The sequence below is a fragment of the Pseudomonas sp. P97.38 genome, assembly GCF_001269745.1.
In the GTDB taxonomy this organism is placed as follows: Bacteria; Pseudomonadota; Gammaproteobacteria; order Pseudomonadales; family Pseudomonadaceae; genus Aquipseudomonas; species Aquipseudomonas chlororaphis_E.
In genome coordinates, this window is sequence record NZ_LHVJ01000003.1 from 51,196 (window position 1) to 67,448 (window position 16,253).

A 16,253-nucleotide genomic window follows, 5' to 3' on the forward strand; every position below is an offset into this window, starting at 1 on the left:
ACAGGAAGATGTGCCATAGCTCATGGGAGTGACGCCAAACCCCAGGGTTTATGGCAAACTTCGCGCCTATAAATGCCGGTCCCGTGGTTTTTGAGCTTCAATCCCTCGGGCGGATCGGAATAAAGCGCTGCCAGGGCTGCTTCCCCGGATGGGAAAAGTCCCTTTGTGTATTGGTACGTCGGTGCCAATGCTTTCTGCCTGAACAGATCAGAGACACGCCCATGCATAACGTCGTCATCAGCGGCACCGGCCTGTACACCCCGGCCAACAGCATCTCCAACGAAGAACTGGTGCACTCTTTCAATACCTATGTCGCCCAATTCAACGCCGACAACGCCGAGGCCATCGAGCGCGGTGAAGTGGAGGCGCTGACCGAATCCAATGCCGCGTTCATCGAAAAGGCCTCCGGTATCAAGAGCCGCTTTGTCATGGACAAGGACGGCATCCTCGACCCGCAACGCATGACCCCGCGCCTGCCCGAGCGCTCCAACGACGAGTGGTCGGTGCTCTGCGAAATGGCGGTCGGTGCCGCCAGGCAAGCCCTGGAGCGCGCCGGCCGCAGCGCTGCCGACATCGACGGCGTGATCGTCGCCTGTTCCAACCTGCAGCGGCCGTACCCGGCCATCGCCATCGAGGTTCAGGAAGCGCTGGGCATCGAGGGTTTCGGCTTCGACATGAACGTGGCCTGCTCCTCGGCAACGTTCGGCATCCAGGCGGCCGCCAACAGCGTGCAACTGGGCCAGGCCCGGGCGATCCTGATGGTCAACCCGGAAGTGTGCACCGGGCACCTGAACTTCCGTGACCGCGACAGCCACTTCATCTTCGGCGACGCGGCCACCGCCGTGATCATCGAACGCGCCGACCAGGCCACCTCGGCGCACCAGTTCGACGTGGTCAGCACCAAGCTGCTGACCAAATTCTCCAACAACATCCGCAACAATTTCGGCTTCCTCAACCGCGCCGCCGAAGAGGGTGTCGGCAGCCGGGACAAACTGTTCGTCCAGGAAGGCCGCAAGGTGTTCCGCGACGTCTGCCCGATGGTGGCCGAACTGATCGGCGCCCACCTGGATGAGAACCAACTGGACGTCGGCCAGGTGAAGCGTTTTTGGCTACACCAGGCCAACCTGAGCATGAACCAGCTGATCGTGCGCAAGCTGCTGGGACGCGAAGCCACCGAAGAAGAAGCCCCGGTGATCCTCGACCGCTACGCCAACACCAGTTCGGCGGGTTCGGTCATTGCCTTCCACCTGTACCAGGATGACCTGCCGGCGGGCACCGTGGCCGTTCTCAGCTCGTTTGGCGCCGGCTATTCGATTGGCAGTGTGATTCTGCGCAAGCGTTGATCCTGTCCGGGCTTCCTCTGTGGCAAGTGGAGCTTCTGTGGCGAGGGAGCTTGCTCCCGCTCGGTTGCGCAGCGACCGCAAGATCTGGGGGCTGCTTCGCAGCCCAGCGGGAGCAAGCTCCCTTGCCACAAAAAGCAGCGTCGGGCTTCCTGCAGAATGGGGCGTTTGAATGACGGTCACCGATGACACCCAGCTGCTCCAGCGCCTGCTGGCCGGCGAGCAGCGGGCCTACAAGGAACTGGTCAGTACCTACCAGGGCCCGATGCGCGCGGTCGCCTATGCCATCGTCGGCAACCGCCACGCCGACGAAGTGGTGCAGGACGCCTGGTTGTCGGTGGTGCGCAATCTCAGCGGTTTCCAGGGGCGGTCCAGCCTCAAGACCTGGCTGCTGACCATCACCGCCAATGCCGCCAAGGGTCGCTACAAGCAGAACCGGCGGGAAGTGCTGCTCGACGATCTGCCGGCGCCCCACGGCACCCTGGGCGACGAACGCTTCGCCGCCGACGGGCATTGGTTGCTGGCACCGTTCGCCTGGCACCAGGACACCCCCGAAGCCCTGCTCACGGAAAGCGAGCTGCGCGATTGCCTGGAGCACACCTTGCTCAGCCTGTCGGAGCTGCAGGGCAGTGTGCTGACCCTGCGTGAGCGTCAGGGCCTGGAGCTGGAAGAAATCTGTAATCTTCTCGACATCTCGCTCTCCAACGTCCGTGTGCTGTTGCATCGCGCCCGGCTGAAGGTCTTCGCGACCGTGGAACATTTCGAGGAAACCGGCGAATGCTGACCTGCAAGGAACAAGTGGCGCGCTCCAGCGATTACCTCGATGGGCAACTGAGCTTTCGCGAACGCCTGATGGTGCGCCATCACCTGATGTTCTGCCCCAACTGCCGGCGCTTCATCCGCCAGATGCGCCTGATGCAGGCGACCCTGAGAAAACTCCCTGAATCGCCGGTGCCCGATCTCGACCACCTCGCCGAAAAACTTGCGGCCGAACGTCGTCGATCCAGCCACTAAAATCCGCCAACCGCGCAATTTGTGGGAGCGGGCTTGCTCGCGAATACGGTGGCACATTCGATATCCATGTCGACTGGCACACCGCTTTCGCGGGCAAGCCCGCTCCCACAGTGGGCTGCGTCGCCTCTGGTTATTCCCTTTCGAAGTAAAAAGTTCCGCTGTCATAAAATCTTTATGTGATAGCAACTCGCCTGACACAACCTGCCGCCAAGATCCCCTCCCAACACCAGCGGGCCCAGTTCCGCGTGTTTTCTAACGCATAGACTACCAACTAGGGGAATTCTTCGATGATCCGTAAGCACTTCGCAGGTTTTGCCGCCAGCGCACTGGCAATGGCAGTAACCGCCCAGGCTTTCGCCGGCACCGTCACCACCGATGGCGCCGATATCGTGGTCAAGACCAAGGGCGGCCTTGAGGTCGCTACCACTGACAAAGAGTTCAGCTTCAAGCTCGGCGGTCGTTTGCAGGCTGACTACAGCCAGTTCGACGGTATCTACACCGACAACGGCAAATCGGCCGATGCCGCTTACATCCGTCGCGCGTTCCTGGAACTGTCCGGCGTGCTGTACACGGACTGGGCCTACACCATCAACTACGACATGTCCCACAACAGCGGCGACTCGGACAACGGCTACTTCGACGAAGCGTCCCTGGCCTACAACGGCTTCAAGCCAGTGTCGATCAAGGTCGGTCGTTTCGACCCCGACTTCGGCCTGGAAAAAGCCACCAGCTCCAAGTGGGTCACCGCGCCTGAGCGTAACGCTGCCTACGACCTGATCGACTGGGCCAACAGCCACCAGAACGGCCTGGGCCTGCAAGCGTCCAGCACCTTCGCCGATTCGTTCTATGCCTCGGCCGGTGTGTTCAGCAAGGACACCGACGACACCGACGGCGACAGCGTCAAGCAAGTCAACGGTCGCTTCGTGTTCGCCCCGATGCACGAGGCTGGCAACGTGTTGCACTTCGGTGTGAACGTGGCCTCGCGCGATGTCTCCGACACCGTGTTCGATGCACGCTATCGCTCTCGCCTGGGCGTGCGTGGCGTAGAAACCCTCGGCGGCAATGATGCCGGCCCTAACGGTAACCGTCCGGTACTGGGCGGCGCCAACAACTCGCCGGCCGGCTCCTACGACCGCGACACCGCGTTCGGCCTGGAAGCCGCCTTCGCCATGGGGCCTGCGTCGATCCAGGGTGAGTACATCACCCGCAAGACCAAGGCTGATGCCGACGGCTTCGAAGACCTCAAGGGCCATGGCTTCTACGTTCAGGGCGCCTACACCCTCACCGGTGAATCGCGCGGCTATAAAGTGGGCAAGTTCGACGCCATCAAGCCTCAGAACAAATCCATCGGCGCCTGGGAAGTGTTCTATCGCTACGACAGCATGACCGTCGAAGACGACAACATCACCACCGCCAGCGCCACCCGCGACGTCGGCGATGCCGAAGCCAAGGTGCACAACCTGGGCGTGAACTGGTACGCCAACGAAGCGGTGAAAATCTCCGCCGCCTACATCAAGGCCAAGACCGACAAAGTCACCAACGTCAACGGCGACGACGACGGCGATGGTTTCGTGGTCCGTGCCCAGTACGTGTTCTAAGTCGCGCACTTGATACAGAGCTCTTTCTTCATCCGTTAAAGCTCCTTTTTCGACCCCGCCTCTGGCGGGGTTTTTTTTATCCATTTTTCCGCAGGCACTGTACGGGCATGCACCTGTAAACCCTGACAGTTTCGCGGTTTCCGGAAAACGTGCTTACTTCGTTCAGACGCAATGGCAGATGCGGAGAACGACATGGCGGGTTCAGATAAAGTAGGGCAGCCAGGGTCCAATGGCCCGATCGGCGACTCCGGGGTTTCACGCAACGAAACGACTGACGGCTTTTACTATGACGCGCTGGACAACTTGATTGGTCGAACAACCTCCGCCGGTAGAGAGCAACGTTTCTACCGAAGCGATGAACTGGCGAATGAAACCAACGGGAACATCAACAGCACTTTCATCCGCGCCGAGGGTGTCGTACTTGCCGAGCACCGGACCGGCAGTGGTTCAGGGGCCATGCTGTTGGCGGGCGATGACAAGAACAGCGTGTTGAGTGAGATCAGCCAGGGTGCTGTCAAAAGCATCGCTTATTCGGCGTACGGCCATCGTACGCAGAGCGCCTCGGTGAACTGTCATTTGGGCTACAACGGCGAACGACGTGAAACACAAACCGGTTGGTATCTGCTGGGCAACGGCTACCGAGTCTTCAACCCGTTGTTGATGCGGTTTCACAGTCCGGACAACTTGAGCCCGTTTGGCAAGGGGGGCTTGAATGCGTATATGTATTGCGTGGGGGATCCGATAAATAACGTGGATCCGACGGGGCATAGTCCGTGGGGATGGTTGCTGAGAGGTTTCAGGAACACGATTGGATCTCCAAGGGTCACCACCGCTACGCCTGGTTATGAAAAATTGCCGAAGATACTTTCTAGAAATTCGAAGTCTCATCCGACAACGTTGTATCCGATTGAAAAGAAACATATTTCTCGTTTGAGAAAACGAGCGCTTTTGTTTTGGGATGATGCGGAGAAAGCAGGGCAGCGCAATGCTTCGGATTTCGAGACATTGAAAGATGATGCGATATTAGCCACTACGGCTCACGAGTACGCCAAAAAAAACGAAGGGAAAATCGGTATCACTAGGGAGGGCGCTGCGACAATCAAGAGAGTCGCCGAGGATTACGATTCTAGAATGGCAATCAGAGCTCTTGCGAATAGAGGTAGAGTTCGGGCGAACCTAGAAGTCCAAATTAAGGAAGTCAGAGCTGCACGGCCGCGTGAGCCAAACGTAAGGAAGCGGCACTTAGGTTATCAGCCTGACGGTGATTGATCGAATGGAGTAGCAATGGGAATTCACGCCCATCGCCCATCGCCCATGAACTCAAAAACTACTTTGCTCCTCGTCTCACCAGGTCCAGATAGGCGATACTCGCTCCATCCATCGTCCGGCTATCGAGGACCCGCATGCCGCTTCACGTACTGGACACTCTCTCCACCATTGCGTCCCAGGAATGGGACGCGATGGTGCCCGACCATCAACCGTTCCTGCGCCACGCCTTCCTGAGTTCCCTGGAAGACAGCGCCAGCCTCGGCCCGCAATCCGGCTGGCAGCCGGAGCATTTGTTGCACATCGAGGACGGACAGTTGCTGGCCGCCTTGCCCAGTTACCGCAAGTGGCATTCCTACGGTGAGTACGTGTTCGACCACAGCTGGGCCGACGCGTGTGCCCGGGCCGGGATTGATTACTATCCGAAGCTGCTGACGGCCGTGCCGTTCAGTCCCGTCGGCGGTCCGCGCTTGCTGGCGGCGCGGGTCGAGGATGGTTTGGAGTTGTTGGGCAGCGTGCCGGGGTATCTGGAGGTCGAGGGGCTGTCCAGCGCCCACGTCAACTTTACCGATGAATTTACCGACACCGCGCTGGCCGGGCAGGAGGGTTGGTTGCAGCGGATTGGCTGCCAGTACCATTGGCAGAATCGCGGTTACCGGGACTTCCAGGACTTTCTCGATGCGCTCAGTTCCCGCAAGCGCAAGCAGATGCGCAAGGAGCGCGAGCAGGTGGCGGGGCAGGGCATCGAGTTCGAATGGCTCGATGGCCATCAACTGAACGAGGCGCAGTGGGATTTCGTCTACGCCTGTTACGCCAACACCTACGCGGTGCGTCGGCAGGCGCCGTACCTGACGCGGGCGTTCTTCAGCCTGCTGGCCGAACGCATGCCCGAGGCCATTCGCGTGGTGCTGGCCAAGCAAGGCTCACGGCCGGTGGCGATGGCCTTCAGTCTGGTGGGCGGTGACAGCTTCTATGGACGTTACTGGGGTTGCCTGGCGGAATACGATCGCTTGCACTTCGAGACCTGCTTCTACCAGGGCATGGATTATGCGATTGCCCACGGCTTGCAACGCTTCGATGCCGGTGCCCAGGGCGAGCACAAATTGATACGTGGGTTCGAGCCGGTGATCACCCGGTCGTGGCATTACTTGCGCCATCCGGGGTTGAAGGCGGCGGTGGCGGACTTCCTGGCGCGCGAGCAGGAAGGGGTTTTGGCCTACGCCGAGGAGGCCAGGACTGCACTGCCGTATCGACAGTGCTGATATCTGCTGACTGACACCGAATCCCGTGGCGAGGGAGCTTGCTCCCGCTGGGCTGTGCAGCAGCCCCAATCAACTGACCTTCAACTCATGCGTTAAGGCTCAAATCTCAGGGGGGCGCTTCGCACCCCAGCGGGAGCAAGCTCCCTCGCCACGGGGTGGGTGGTGGTTGATCTATTTCAGTCGATCCCCACAAACCCACCCGTCTGGTGCTGCCACAGCCGCGCATACAACCCGCCGTGCGCCAGCAGTTCGGCGTGGCTGCCGGTTTCGGCGATGCGGCCATGCTCCAGGACCACCAATCGGTCCATCCGGGCGATGGTGGAGAGGCGGTGGGCGATGGCGATCACCGTCTTGCCTTGCATCAGGGTCTCGAGGCTTTCCTGGATCGCCGCTTCGACTTCCGAGTCCAGGGCTGACGTCGCTTCGTCCATGATCAGGATCGGCGCGTCCTTGAGCAGCACCCGCGCGATAGCGATGCGCTGGCGCTGGCCACCGGAGAGTTTCACGCCGCGCTCACCCACATGGGCATCGAAGCCGGTGCGCCCCTCGGCGTCCGACAGCAGTGGGATGAACTCATCGGCGCGGGCCTTGTGCACGGCCTCCCAGAGCTGTGCGTCGGTGGCGTCGGGCTTGCCGTAGAGCAGGTTCTCGCGAATCGAACGGTGCAGCAGCGAGGTGTCCTGGGTGATCATGCCGATGCGCGAGCGCAGGCTTTCCTGGCTCACCTCGGCAATGTCCTGGCCGTCGATGAGAATGCGCCCGCCCTGCACGTCATAGAGACGCAGCAGCAGGTTGACCAAGGTGGATTTACCGGCGCCGGACGGACCGATCAGGCCGATCTTCTCACCGGACTTGATGGTCAGGTTGAGGTCGCCGATCACCCCGCTTTTCTTGCCATAGTGGAAGTCCACATGTTCGAAGCGCACCTCGCCCCGGGCCACCGCCAGGGGCTTGGCCTGGTCGCGGTCGGTGACGCTGACCGGCTGGGCGATGGTCTGTAGGCCATCCTGGACCATGCCGATGTTTTCAAAGATGCCGTTGACCACCCACATGATCCAGCCGGACATGTTGACGATGCGAATCACCAGCCCGGTCGCCAGGGCAATCGCGCCGACGCTGATCAGCGATTGGGTCCACAGCCACAGCGCCAGGCCCGTGGTGCCGACGATCAGCAGGCCGTTCATGCTGGTAATGACCACGTCCATGCTGGTCACCACACGGCCGGCCAGCTGGGCTTTTTCGGTCTGTTCCTGGATCGCCTCGCGGGCGTATTGCTGTTCGAAGTTGGTGTGGGCGAACAGCTTCAGGGTGGTGATGTTGGTGTAACCGTCGACGATCCGGCCCATGAGCTTGGAGCGAGCATCGGACGACACCACCGAGCGCTCCTTGACCCGCGGCACGAAGTAGCACAGGGCGCCGATGTAGGCGGCGATCCAGAGCAGCAGCGGGATCATCAGGCGCCAGTCGGCCTCGGCGAACAGCACCAGCGAGCTGATGGCGTAGATCAGCACGTGCCACAGCGCATCCACGGCCTGCACCGCCGAGTCGCGCAGGGAGTTGCCGGTCTGCATGATGCGTTGGGCGATGCGCCCGGCAAAATCGTTCTGGAAGAAATTCAGGCTCTGCTTGAGCACATAGCTGTGGTTCTGCCAGCGGATCAGGCTGGTCATGCCGGGGCTCAGGGTCTGGTGCACCAGCAGGTCATGCAGGGCCACGAAAATGGGGCGAAAGACCAGCGCCACCACGGCCATCCAGGCCAGCTCCAGGCCGTGGATCTTGAAGAAATCCACGTTGGGCGTGCCTTGGGCCAGGTCGATGATGCGGCTCAGGTAGCTGAACAGCGCCACTTCGATCAGTGCGCCGACCAGGCCCACCACCAGCAGCACGGCGAAGCTTGGCCAGACCTGTTTCAGGTAATAGGTGTAGAAGGGGAGGACGCGGTTCGGCGGTGCCGAAGTGGGGGCGTCGCGGAAGATGTCGATCAGTTGTTCGAAACGGCGATAAACCATCGGTCAATGCCCTGGCAGGGGCTCTCCTTTTGCTGTGAGCGGCGCGCGACTGGCCTCGCCGCTCAGGCTTGCCGTGTGCCTCAGTCGATGCGCTTGGCCGACTTGATGATCACAGGGTCGATTGGCACGTTCTGCATGCCTTGCTTGGTGGTGGTCTGGGAGTTGACGATGATGTCCACCACGTCCATGCCCTTGACCACTTTGGCGAACACCGCGTAACCGGCGTCACGGCCCGGGTCGAGGAAGGCATTGTCGGCCACGTTGATGAAGAACTGGCTGGTGGCCGAGTTCGGATCGGAAGTGCGGGCCATCGACAAGGTACCGCGAACGTTATGCAGGCCATTGCTGGCTTCGTTCTTGATCGGTGCCTTGGTGTCCTTCTGTTGCATCTGTTGGGTGAAACCGCCGCCCTGGGCCATGAAGCCGGGGATCACGCGGTGGAAAATCGTGTTGTTGTAGAAACCGCTGTCCACGTACTCGAGGAAGTTCTTGGTACTGATGGGGGCCTTGACCGGGTCCAGTTCGATTTCGATCTGGCCATTGGTGGTCTCCAGCAGCACGTGAGGCGCAGGCGCGGCCATCAGGTTGGCGGCGAACAATACGGTACCGGCGGCGAGGGCGATTTTTTTCAGCATGGGGTCAGTGATCCTGAGGGGTGGAGTCGGTTGCGCTCAAGAAGTGCAACAGGGTTTGGTTGAAGCGTTCGGGTTGATCCAGCGGGGTAGCGTGCCGTGAATCGGCGATGACCGCCAGTTGCGCATTTGGCAGCCGCTTTACATAGGCCTCTTTGAGCGCCACAGGGGTGTAGTCATGGTCGGCGCAGATGACGAGCGTTGGACAGGTGACCTGCGACAGTCGTTCCTGGACGCCCCAACCCACGATCGCGTCGAAGCTGGCGAGATAAGCACGTTTGTCGTTCTTTGCCCAGCGTCGGGCCATTTCCAGGCGTAACTCGATCTGCCCGGGCTTGGGAAACAACTTGGCGCCCAGGGCCTTGCCGATGGTTTCCAGGCTGAGGAGGCGCATCAGGCTCCAGCGCTTGAACCATTGCCAGCAGTCGTCGGGCGTGCGGACCTTCACTTCGGGGGCGCTGTTGACGATGCACAGGCTCCTGACCCGTGCAGGTTCGTCCACGGCCAGCTGAAAGGCGATCATCCCGCCCATGGACCAGCCCACCAGGTGCACCGGGCCGAGGTCGAGGTGTTCGATCAGGGCGATCAGGTCGGCGCTGAAACCCTCGATGCTGTAGCGCTCGCGAGGCTTGTCGGAGCGGCCGTGGCCGCGCACGTCCATGACGATCAATCGGTAGTGGGCGGACAGCGCCGGGATCTGCCGTTCCCAGTCCCGGGTACTGGAACCCAGGCCGTGGACCAACAGCAAGGGCGCACCGTGGCCGTATTCCTCGTAGTGCAGGTGACAACCTTCATGTTCGAAGTAGGCCATCGATGACTCCTGTCAGGCTTGTTCAGGGGCGGCGAACGGTGCATCCAGCGGCGCGGTGTCGAAGGTGCGCAGCAGTTCGACGAGGATCTGCGTTGCCGGGCCCAGGGGTTTTTCCTTGTTCGAATACAGGTAGAAACTCGGGTTACGGCTGCCACCCTGATCCAAGGGTAGTCGTTTGAGCGTGCCTTCCTTGAGTTCTCGTTCGATCATGTGCCGGGGCAGCCAGGCGAAGCCCAGGCCGCTGCTGACGAACGTGGCGGCGGTGGCGAGGCTGCCGACGGTCCAGCGCTGCTCGGCACCGAGCCAGCCCACGTCCCGGGGCTGCTGGCGCCCGGAGTCGCGGATCACCACTTGCAGTTGGCTTTCCAAGTCCTGGAAGCTCAGTTCGCGATTGAGCCGGTGCAGGGCATGTTCAGGGTGCGCCACTGCGACGAATTCCACGTCGCTCAACTCCGCGCCGAGGTAGCCAGGAATATTGAAACTGCTGATCGCCAGATCGGCCACGCCTTCGAGCAACACTTCCTCCACCCCCGACAGCACCTCTTCGCGCAGCCGGACCCGGCAGCCACGGCTTTGCGGCATGAACGCCGTCAATGCCCGTACCAGGCGGGCCGAGGGGTAGGCCGCGTCGACCACCAGGCGCACTTCCGCTTCCCAGCCTTGCTCCATGTGGTGGGCCAGGTCTTCCAACTGGCTGGCCTGTTTCACCAGTTGCCGGGAGCGCCGCAGCAACACGCCGCCGGCCTCGGTCAACACGGCCTTGCGCCCGTCGATCCGCAGCAGCGGCACGCCGAGTTGGTCCTGCATGCGGGCCACGGTGTAGCTGACCGATGACTGGGAGCGATGCAGCACTTCGGCGGCCTGGGCGAAACCGCCGTGGTCCACCACGGCCTGCAACGTTCGCCATTGATCAAGGGTCACGCGGGGCGCTTTCATATTGAGCTCCTCTTGTCCTAAGCTGGCGGTCCCTGGGTGGAGACTGCCGAATGAAAAAAATCTGTTGTGCGGTGCTGGCCTTGCTGCCGCTGACTGCGTTTGCGTACCCGATCGATGTGGAGAAACACCTCAACGGCCTGAGCATCGACTACAACGCCTACGACACCGATGCCGACATCGGTTCCATCCAGGTCAACAACTACGGCAACACGGACGCGGCGTGCACGGTGGTCTTTCGCAACGGCCCCGAAGCGCCACGCACCCGCAAGCTCGAAGTCGCCGCCGGCAAGTTCAAGAACGCCACGGCCAAGTTCAACCGCAACATCATCAAGCTGCGCATCGTGCTGACCTGCCAACCGAAATAAGGGCGTAGCGGAGCAAGCGCCGAGTGCTTGCTCCGCTTATAAACGAATTTATCGATGCTTTACAGCAGTTATTTGCGCTTTTTCATCGATATGCTCATGTTTAATCTTCACTCCATCGACTGACAACATTTTCAGATGGAGCCTACAACCCATGTCACGCGTCCTGATCATCGAAAGCAGCGCCCGCCAGCAAGACTCGGTTTCCCGTCAACTGACCCAGACGTTCATCAACCAATGGAAAGCCGCGCACCCGGGCGATGAGATCAAGGTCCGCGACCTGGCCGTCAACCCGGTGCCGCACCTTGACGCCAACCTGCTGGGTGGCTGGATGAAGCCTGCCGAGCAACGCAACGCCAGCGAAAATGCCTCGCTGGAACGTTCCGATCAGTTGACGGAGGAACTGTTGGCCGCCGATGTGCTGGTGATGGCGGCGCCGATGTACAACTTCGCAATTCCAAGCACCTTGAAGGCCTGGCTCGACCACGTACTGCGTGCCGGCGTGACCTTCAAATACACCCCCACCGGCCCGCAAGGCCTGTTGACCGGCAAACGCGCCTTCGTGCTGACCGCCCGTGGCGGTATCCATGCCGGCGGCAGCACCGACCATCAGGAACCGTACCTGCGCCAGGTCATGGGCTTCATCGGGATCCACGACGTGACCTTCATCCATGCCGAGGGCATGAACCTGGGCGGCGACTTCCAGGAGAAGGGCTTGAACCAGGCCAATGCCAAGCTCTCTCAGGTCGCCTGATCCGTTAATCCTCGGGTAATCGCCAGGTGGTCTAGTGACCTGGCGCTTCCCTTCAAACCGTTTTGCGCATCGAACCTCCCTTTGCACTTATTGCTCCTGAGTGCATCAGCCCGATTGAACGCCCTGGCGAGATCGGGCTTTTTTTTGTCTGCGATTTCACTCACACAATAGGCGCCTTGTGGGATCGGGCTTGCCCGCGAAGGCGGCTCATCAGTGACAAATTTTTTGGCTGACACGCCGCTTTCGCGGGCAAGCCCGCTCCCACAGGGAATGCGTGATGCTCACTGATTCTGTGTGCGCCGCCAATCCCTGTCGGCGCTGGGCTGGATCTGTGGATGTACCGCCACACAGAAGGCCCCTGTGTGGGAGCGGGCTTGCCCGCGAAGGCGGCTCATCAATGACAAATTTGTTGGCTGACACGCCGCTTTCGCGGGCAAGCCCGCTCCCACAGGGGAAGTGCGGTGCTTACGGATCTTGTGTGCGCTGGGCTGGATCTGTGAATGCACCGCCGTCATCGCCAGCAAACTCGCCCCCACCGCGTAAAACCGCTATCTTCGCCGCCATTCGAAACGAGGGGCGTATGGGCTATCTACTTTTTGTGACGCTGATCCAGGCGTTTTCCTTCAGCCTGATCGGCGAATACCTGGCCGGGCATGTCGACAGTTATTTCGCAGTGCTGGTGCGGGTCGTGCTGGCGGGGCTGGTGTTCATTCCATTGACGCGCTGGCGCCAGGTCGAGCCGTCGTTCATGCGCGGCATGTTGCTGATCGGTGCCTTGCAGTTCGGTGTGACCTACGTCTGCCTGTACCTGAGCTTCCGGGTGTTGACGGTGCCAGAAGTGTTGCTCTTTACCATCCTGACCCCGCTGCACGTCACCCTGATCGAAGACGCACTGAACCGCCGCTTCAACCCCTGGGCGTTGATCGCGGCGCTGGTGGCCGTGGCCGGTGCGGCGGTGATTCGCTATGACCGGATCAACCCGGATTTCTTCATGGGCTTTTTGCTCTTGCAACTGGCCAACTTCACTTACGCGGCCGGCCAGGTGCTGTACAAGCACCTGGTGGCCCGCCACCCCAGCGACCTGCCGCACTACCGGCGTTTCGGCTATTTCTACCTCGGTGCGCTGGCGGTGGCGTTGCCGGCGTTCCTGCTGTTCGGCAAGGCCGACTTCTGGCCCGAGGCACCGCTGCAATGGGGCGTGCTGCTGTTTCTCGGCCTGGTGTCCACCGCGCTGGGGCTGTACTGGTGGAACAAGGGCGCGTGCCTGGTCAACGGCGGCACGCTGGCGGTGATGAACAACCTGCATGTGCCGGTAGGGTTGCTGCTGAACCTGCTGATCTGGAACCAGCACGAAGCACTGGGCCGCTTGCTGCTGGGCGGGTCAGTGATATTGGCGGCGGTGTGGATCAGCCGGTTGGGGGTACGCCAACCTCAGCCTTCACCCTGACCACTGTGGGAGCGGGCTTGCTCGCGAAGGCAGAGTATCAGTCAGCATCTATGTTTCTGACACACCGCTATCGCGAGCAAGCTCGCTCCCACAGGGGGGTGGTGGTTGGCTTTAGACCACCTGCTTCTGCGGCTCCGGCAGGTGGCTCGCCCCCAACACCGCCGGCATCAGGCCCGAGCGCAGGTCCGTGCCGCTGGGCTGTTGGTACAGGCTCAGGCCGAACTCCGGCATCACCGCCAGCAGGTAATCGAAGATATCCCCCTGGATCCGTTCATAGTCGGCCCACACCGTGGTGCGGGTGAAACAGTAGATTTCCAGGGGGATGCCCTGGGCCGTGGTCTGCAACTGGCGGACCATGCAAGTCATGTTCGGCTGGATCTCGGCGTGGCTTTTCAGGTACGCCAGGGCATAGGCGCGGAAGGTCCCCAGGTTGGTCATGCGTCGACGGTTCGCCGACATCGCCGCGACGTTGCCCTGGGCTTCGTTCCAGGCCTTGAGCTCGGCCTGCTTGCGGCTGATGTAGTCCGTCAGCAGCCGCACCTGGGTCAGGCGCTGTTCTTCCTCGTCATGCAGAAAACGCACGCCGCTGGCGTCGATGAACAGGCTGCGCTTGATGCGTCGGCCGCCGGATTGCTGCATGCCACGCCAGTTCTTGAACGACTCGGACATCAGGCGCCAGGTCGGGATCGAGACGATGGTCTTGTCGAAGTTCTGCACCTTGACCGTGTGCAGGGTGATGTCCACCACGTCGCCGTCCGCGCCGACCTGGGGCATCTCGATCCAGTCGCCGACCCGCAACATGTCGTTGCTGGTCAACTGCACGCTGGCGACGAACGACAGCAAGGTGTCCTTGTAGACCAACAGGATCACCGCCGACATCGCACCCAGGCCGGACAGCAGCAACAGCGGCGAGCGGTCGATCAGGGTGGCGACGATGATGATCGCGGCAAACACATACAGCACCATCTTGGTCAGTTGCACGTAGCCTTTGATCGAGCGGGTGCGCGCGTGCTCGGTGCGGGCGTAGACATCCAGCAGGGCACTGAGCAGCGCACTGAGGGCCAGCACCATGAACAGGATGGTGAACGCCGTGGCGACATTGCCCAGGAACACCAGGCTGGCCTTGCTCAGTTCCGGCACCAGGTGCAGGCCGAACTGGATGATCAGCGACGGCGTTGTCTGCGCCAGGCGATGGAAGACCTTGTTCTGGCGCAGGTCATTGATCCAGTGCAGGGCCGGTTGGCGCCCCAGCAGCTTGGCAGCGTGCAGGATCAGGTAGCGCGCCACGCGCCCGAGCACCAGCGCAATCACCAGCAGCAACATCAGGGCAATGCCGGAGTGCAGGAGCGGGTGCTGGTCTAGGGCACCCCAGAGGTCTTGAAGGTGGACCCAGAGTTGTTTGATATCCATGGACGAAACGGTTCTTCTCTGTAAGACGCGATGGCGCGATTAGAGCATTTAAGCCGACCGAGGTGACCGTTAGCGCGCGCGGAGGCCGGAAAAAATCGCATATTGTCGGCCTTTGCATAAAGAAACTCGGCCTTCGCGCTCGAAACCGTTACCCTATGCAGCTGTTTTTTTGCATTTCTTCGAGGTAGCACCCGTGTTTTCCGAATTCGCCCTGCACGAACGCCTGCTCAAAGCCGTGGCCGAGCTTAAATTTGTCGAGCCAACGCCCGTGCAGGCAGCGGCCATTCCGCTCGCGCTCCAAGGGCGTGACCTGCGGGTGACGGCGCAAACCGGCAGCGGCAAGACCGCCGCGTTCGTGCTGCCGATTCTCAACCGCCTGATCGGCCCGGCCAAGGTCCGCGTCAGCATCAAGACCCTGATCCTGCTGCCGACCCGTGAACTGGCCCAGCAGACCTTGAAGGAAGTGGAGCGTTTCTCGCAGTTCACCTTCATCAAGTCCGGCCTGATCACCGGCGGTGAAGACTTCAAGGTCCAGGCCGCCATGCTGCGCAAGGTGCCGGACATCCTGATCGGCACCCCAGGGCGGATGATCGAACAGTTGAACGCCGGCAACCTGGACCTCAAGGAGGTCGAAGTGCTGGTATTGGACGAAGCCGACCGCATGCTGGACATGGGCTTTGCCGAAGACGTGCAGCGCCTGGTGGACGAGTGCGCCAATCGCCAGCAGACCATGCTGTTCTCCGCCACCACCGGTGGTTCGGGCCTGCGCGAGATGGTCGCCAAGGTGCTGAACAACCCCGAGCACTTGCAGCTCAACGCGGTCAGCCAACTGAACTCCACGACCCGCCAGCAGATCATCACGGCGGACCACAATCAGCACAAAGAGCAGATCGTGAACTGGTTGCTGGCCAACGAAACCTACGAAAAGGCCATTGTGTTCACCAACACCCGCGCCATGGCCGACCGCATCTACGGTCGCCTGGTGGCGCAGGAATACAAGGCTTTCGTCCTGCACGGCGAGAAAGACCAGAAGGACCGCAAGCTGGCCATCGACCGCCTCAAGCAGGGCGGTGTGAAAATCCTCGTCGCCACCGACGTCGCCGCCCGCGGCCTGGATGTGGACGGCCTGGACATGGTCATCAACTTCGACATGCCTCGCAGCGGCGACGAATACGTGCACCGCATCGGCCGTACCGGCCGCGCCGGCAATGACGGCCTGGCGATCTCGCTGATCTGCCACGGCGACTGGAACCTGATGTCGAGCATCGAACGCTACCTCAAGCAGAGCTTCGAGCGCCGGACCATCAAGGAAGTCAAGGGCACCTACAGCGGGCCGAAAAAGGTCAAGGCGTCGGGCAAGGCCGTTGGCGTGAAGAAGAAAAAGGTCGACGGCAAGGGCGACAAGAAGAAAG

At 61.3% G+C, this 16,253-nt stretch carries 15 protein-coding genes; 10 read left to right on the plus strand and 5 right to left on the minus strand.

Annotation, left to right across the window (positions count from 1 at the left end; all coding sequences use genetic code 11):
• Positions 1-221: 221 nt before the first annotated feature.
• From AD664_RS00280 to AD664_RS00305, 6 genes are all read left to right on the plus strand, one after another.
• Complete coding sequence (locus tag AD664_RS00280; protein WP_053143605.1) at positions 222-1,343, plus strand: beta-ketoacyl-ACP synthase III; 1,122 nt, start codon at positions 222-224, stop codon at positions 1,341-1,343.
• Between the two features lie 169 nt (positions 1,344-1,512).
• Positions 1,513-2,124 carry an RNA polymerase sigma factor gene (locus AD664_RS00285; RefSeq protein WP_047739221.1) on the plus strand — a complete coding sequence of 204 codons (612 nt, stop codon included), beginning with the start codon at positions 1,513-1,515 and terminating at the stop codon, positions 2,122-2,124.
• Positions 2,118-2,354: an anti-sigma factor gene (locus AD664_RS00290; protein WP_053143607.1), complete on the plus strand. Its 237-nt coding sequence runs from the start codon at positions 2,118-2,120 to the stop codon at positions 2,352-2,354. Before AD664_RS00285 ends, AD664_RS00290 begins: the two co-directional genes overlap by 7 nt.
• Positions 2,355-2,641: 287 nt before the next feature.
• The gene (locus tag AD664_RS00295; protein ID WP_053143609.1) at positions 2,642-3,952 is read left to right on the plus strand and encodes an OprO/OprP family phosphate-selective porin; all 1,311 of its coding nucleotides are present in this window, start codon (positions 2,642-2,644) and stop codon (positions 3,950-3,952) included.
• Between the two features lie 192 nt (positions 3,953-4,144).
• Positions 4,145-5,221, plus strand: coding sequence for an RHS repeat-associated core domain-containing protein (locus AD664_RS00300; RefSeq protein ID WP_256206977.1), 1,077 nt, complete (start codon positions 4,145-4,147; stop codon positions 5,219-5,221).
• Positions 5,222-5,355: 134 nt separating this feature from the next.
• The gene (locus tag AD664_RS00305) at positions 5,356-6,480 is read left to right on the plus strand and encodes a GNAT family N-acetyltransferase (protein WP_053143613.1); all 1,125 of its coding nucleotides are present in this window, start codon (positions 5,356-5,358) and stop codon (positions 6,478-6,480) included.
• Positions 6,481-6,656: 176 nt separating this feature from the next.
• Here AD664_RS00305 and AD664_RS00310 read toward each other — a convergent pair whose 3' ends face one another.
• The 4 genes from AD664_RS00310 to AD664_RS00325 form a co-directional block, all read right to left on the minus strand.
• Entirely contained in the window at positions 6,657-8,489 is a 1,833-nt protein-coding gene (locus tag AD664_RS00310; protein WP_053143615.1) for an ABC transporter ATP-binding protein, read from the minus strand.
• 80 nt (positions 8,490-8,569) lie between these two features.
• Positions 8,570-9,124, minus strand: a complete 555-nt coding sequence (locus tag AD664_RS00315; RefSeq protein ID WP_042731672.1) for a peptidylprolyl isomerase — start codon at positions 9,122-9,124, stop codon at positions 8,570-8,572.
• Positions 9,125-9,128: 4 nt separating this feature from the next.
• Entirely contained in the window at positions 9,129-9,932 is an 804-nt protein-coding gene (locus AD664_RS00320) for an alpha/beta fold hydrolase (RefSeq protein ID WP_053143617.1), read from the minus strand.
• A 12-nt stretch (positions 9,933-9,944) separates the two neighbouring features.
• Positions 9,945-10,868 (minus strand): LysR family transcriptional regulator, encoded by a 924-nt coding sequence (locus AD664_RS00325; RefSeq protein WP_042731674.1) that lies wholly within the window; start codon positions 10,866-10,868, stop codon positions 9,945-9,947.
• A gap of 50 nt (positions 10,869-10,918) precedes the next feature.
• Here AD664_RS00325 and AD664_RS00330 point away from each other — a divergent pair, with 50 nt between their 5' ends.
• From AD664_RS00330 to AD664_RS00340, 3 genes are all read left to right on the plus strand, one after another.
• Entirely contained in the window at positions 10,919-11,233 is a 315-nt protein-coding gene (locus AD664_RS00330) for a hypothetical protein (RefSeq protein ID WP_042731675.1), read from the plus strand.
• A 151-nt stretch (positions 11,234-11,384) separates the two neighbouring features.
• On the plus strand, positions 11,385-11,984 hold the full coding sequence (locus AD664_RS00335; RefSeq protein ID WP_053143619.1) for an FMN-dependent NADH-azoreductase: 600 nt from the start codon (positions 11,385-11,387) through the stop codon (positions 11,982-11,984).
• 580 nt (positions 11,985-12,564) lie between these two features.
• The gene (locus tag AD664_RS00340; protein WP_042731677.1) at positions 12,565-13,431 is read left to right on the plus strand and encodes a carboxylate/amino acid/amine transporter; all 867 of its coding nucleotides are present in this window, start codon (positions 12,565-12,567) and stop codon (positions 13,429-13,431) included.
• 111 nt (positions 13,432-13,542) lie between these two features.
• Here the strand turns inward: AD664_RS00340 and AD664_RS00345 are convergent, their stop codons facing one another.
• Complete coding sequence (locus AD664_RS00345; protein WP_053143621.1) at positions 13,543-14,841, minus strand: mechanosensitive ion channel family protein; 1,299 nt, start codon at positions 14,839-14,841, stop codon at positions 13,543-13,545.
• A 193-nt stretch (positions 14,842-15,034) separates the two neighbouring features.
• Between AD664_RS00345 and AD664_RS00350 the strand changes: the two genes are divergently transcribed.
• The coding region (locus tag AD664_RS00350) for a DEAD/DEAH box helicase (protein WP_053143623.1) at positions 15,035-16,253 on the plus strand (1,219 nt) is incomplete at its 3' end.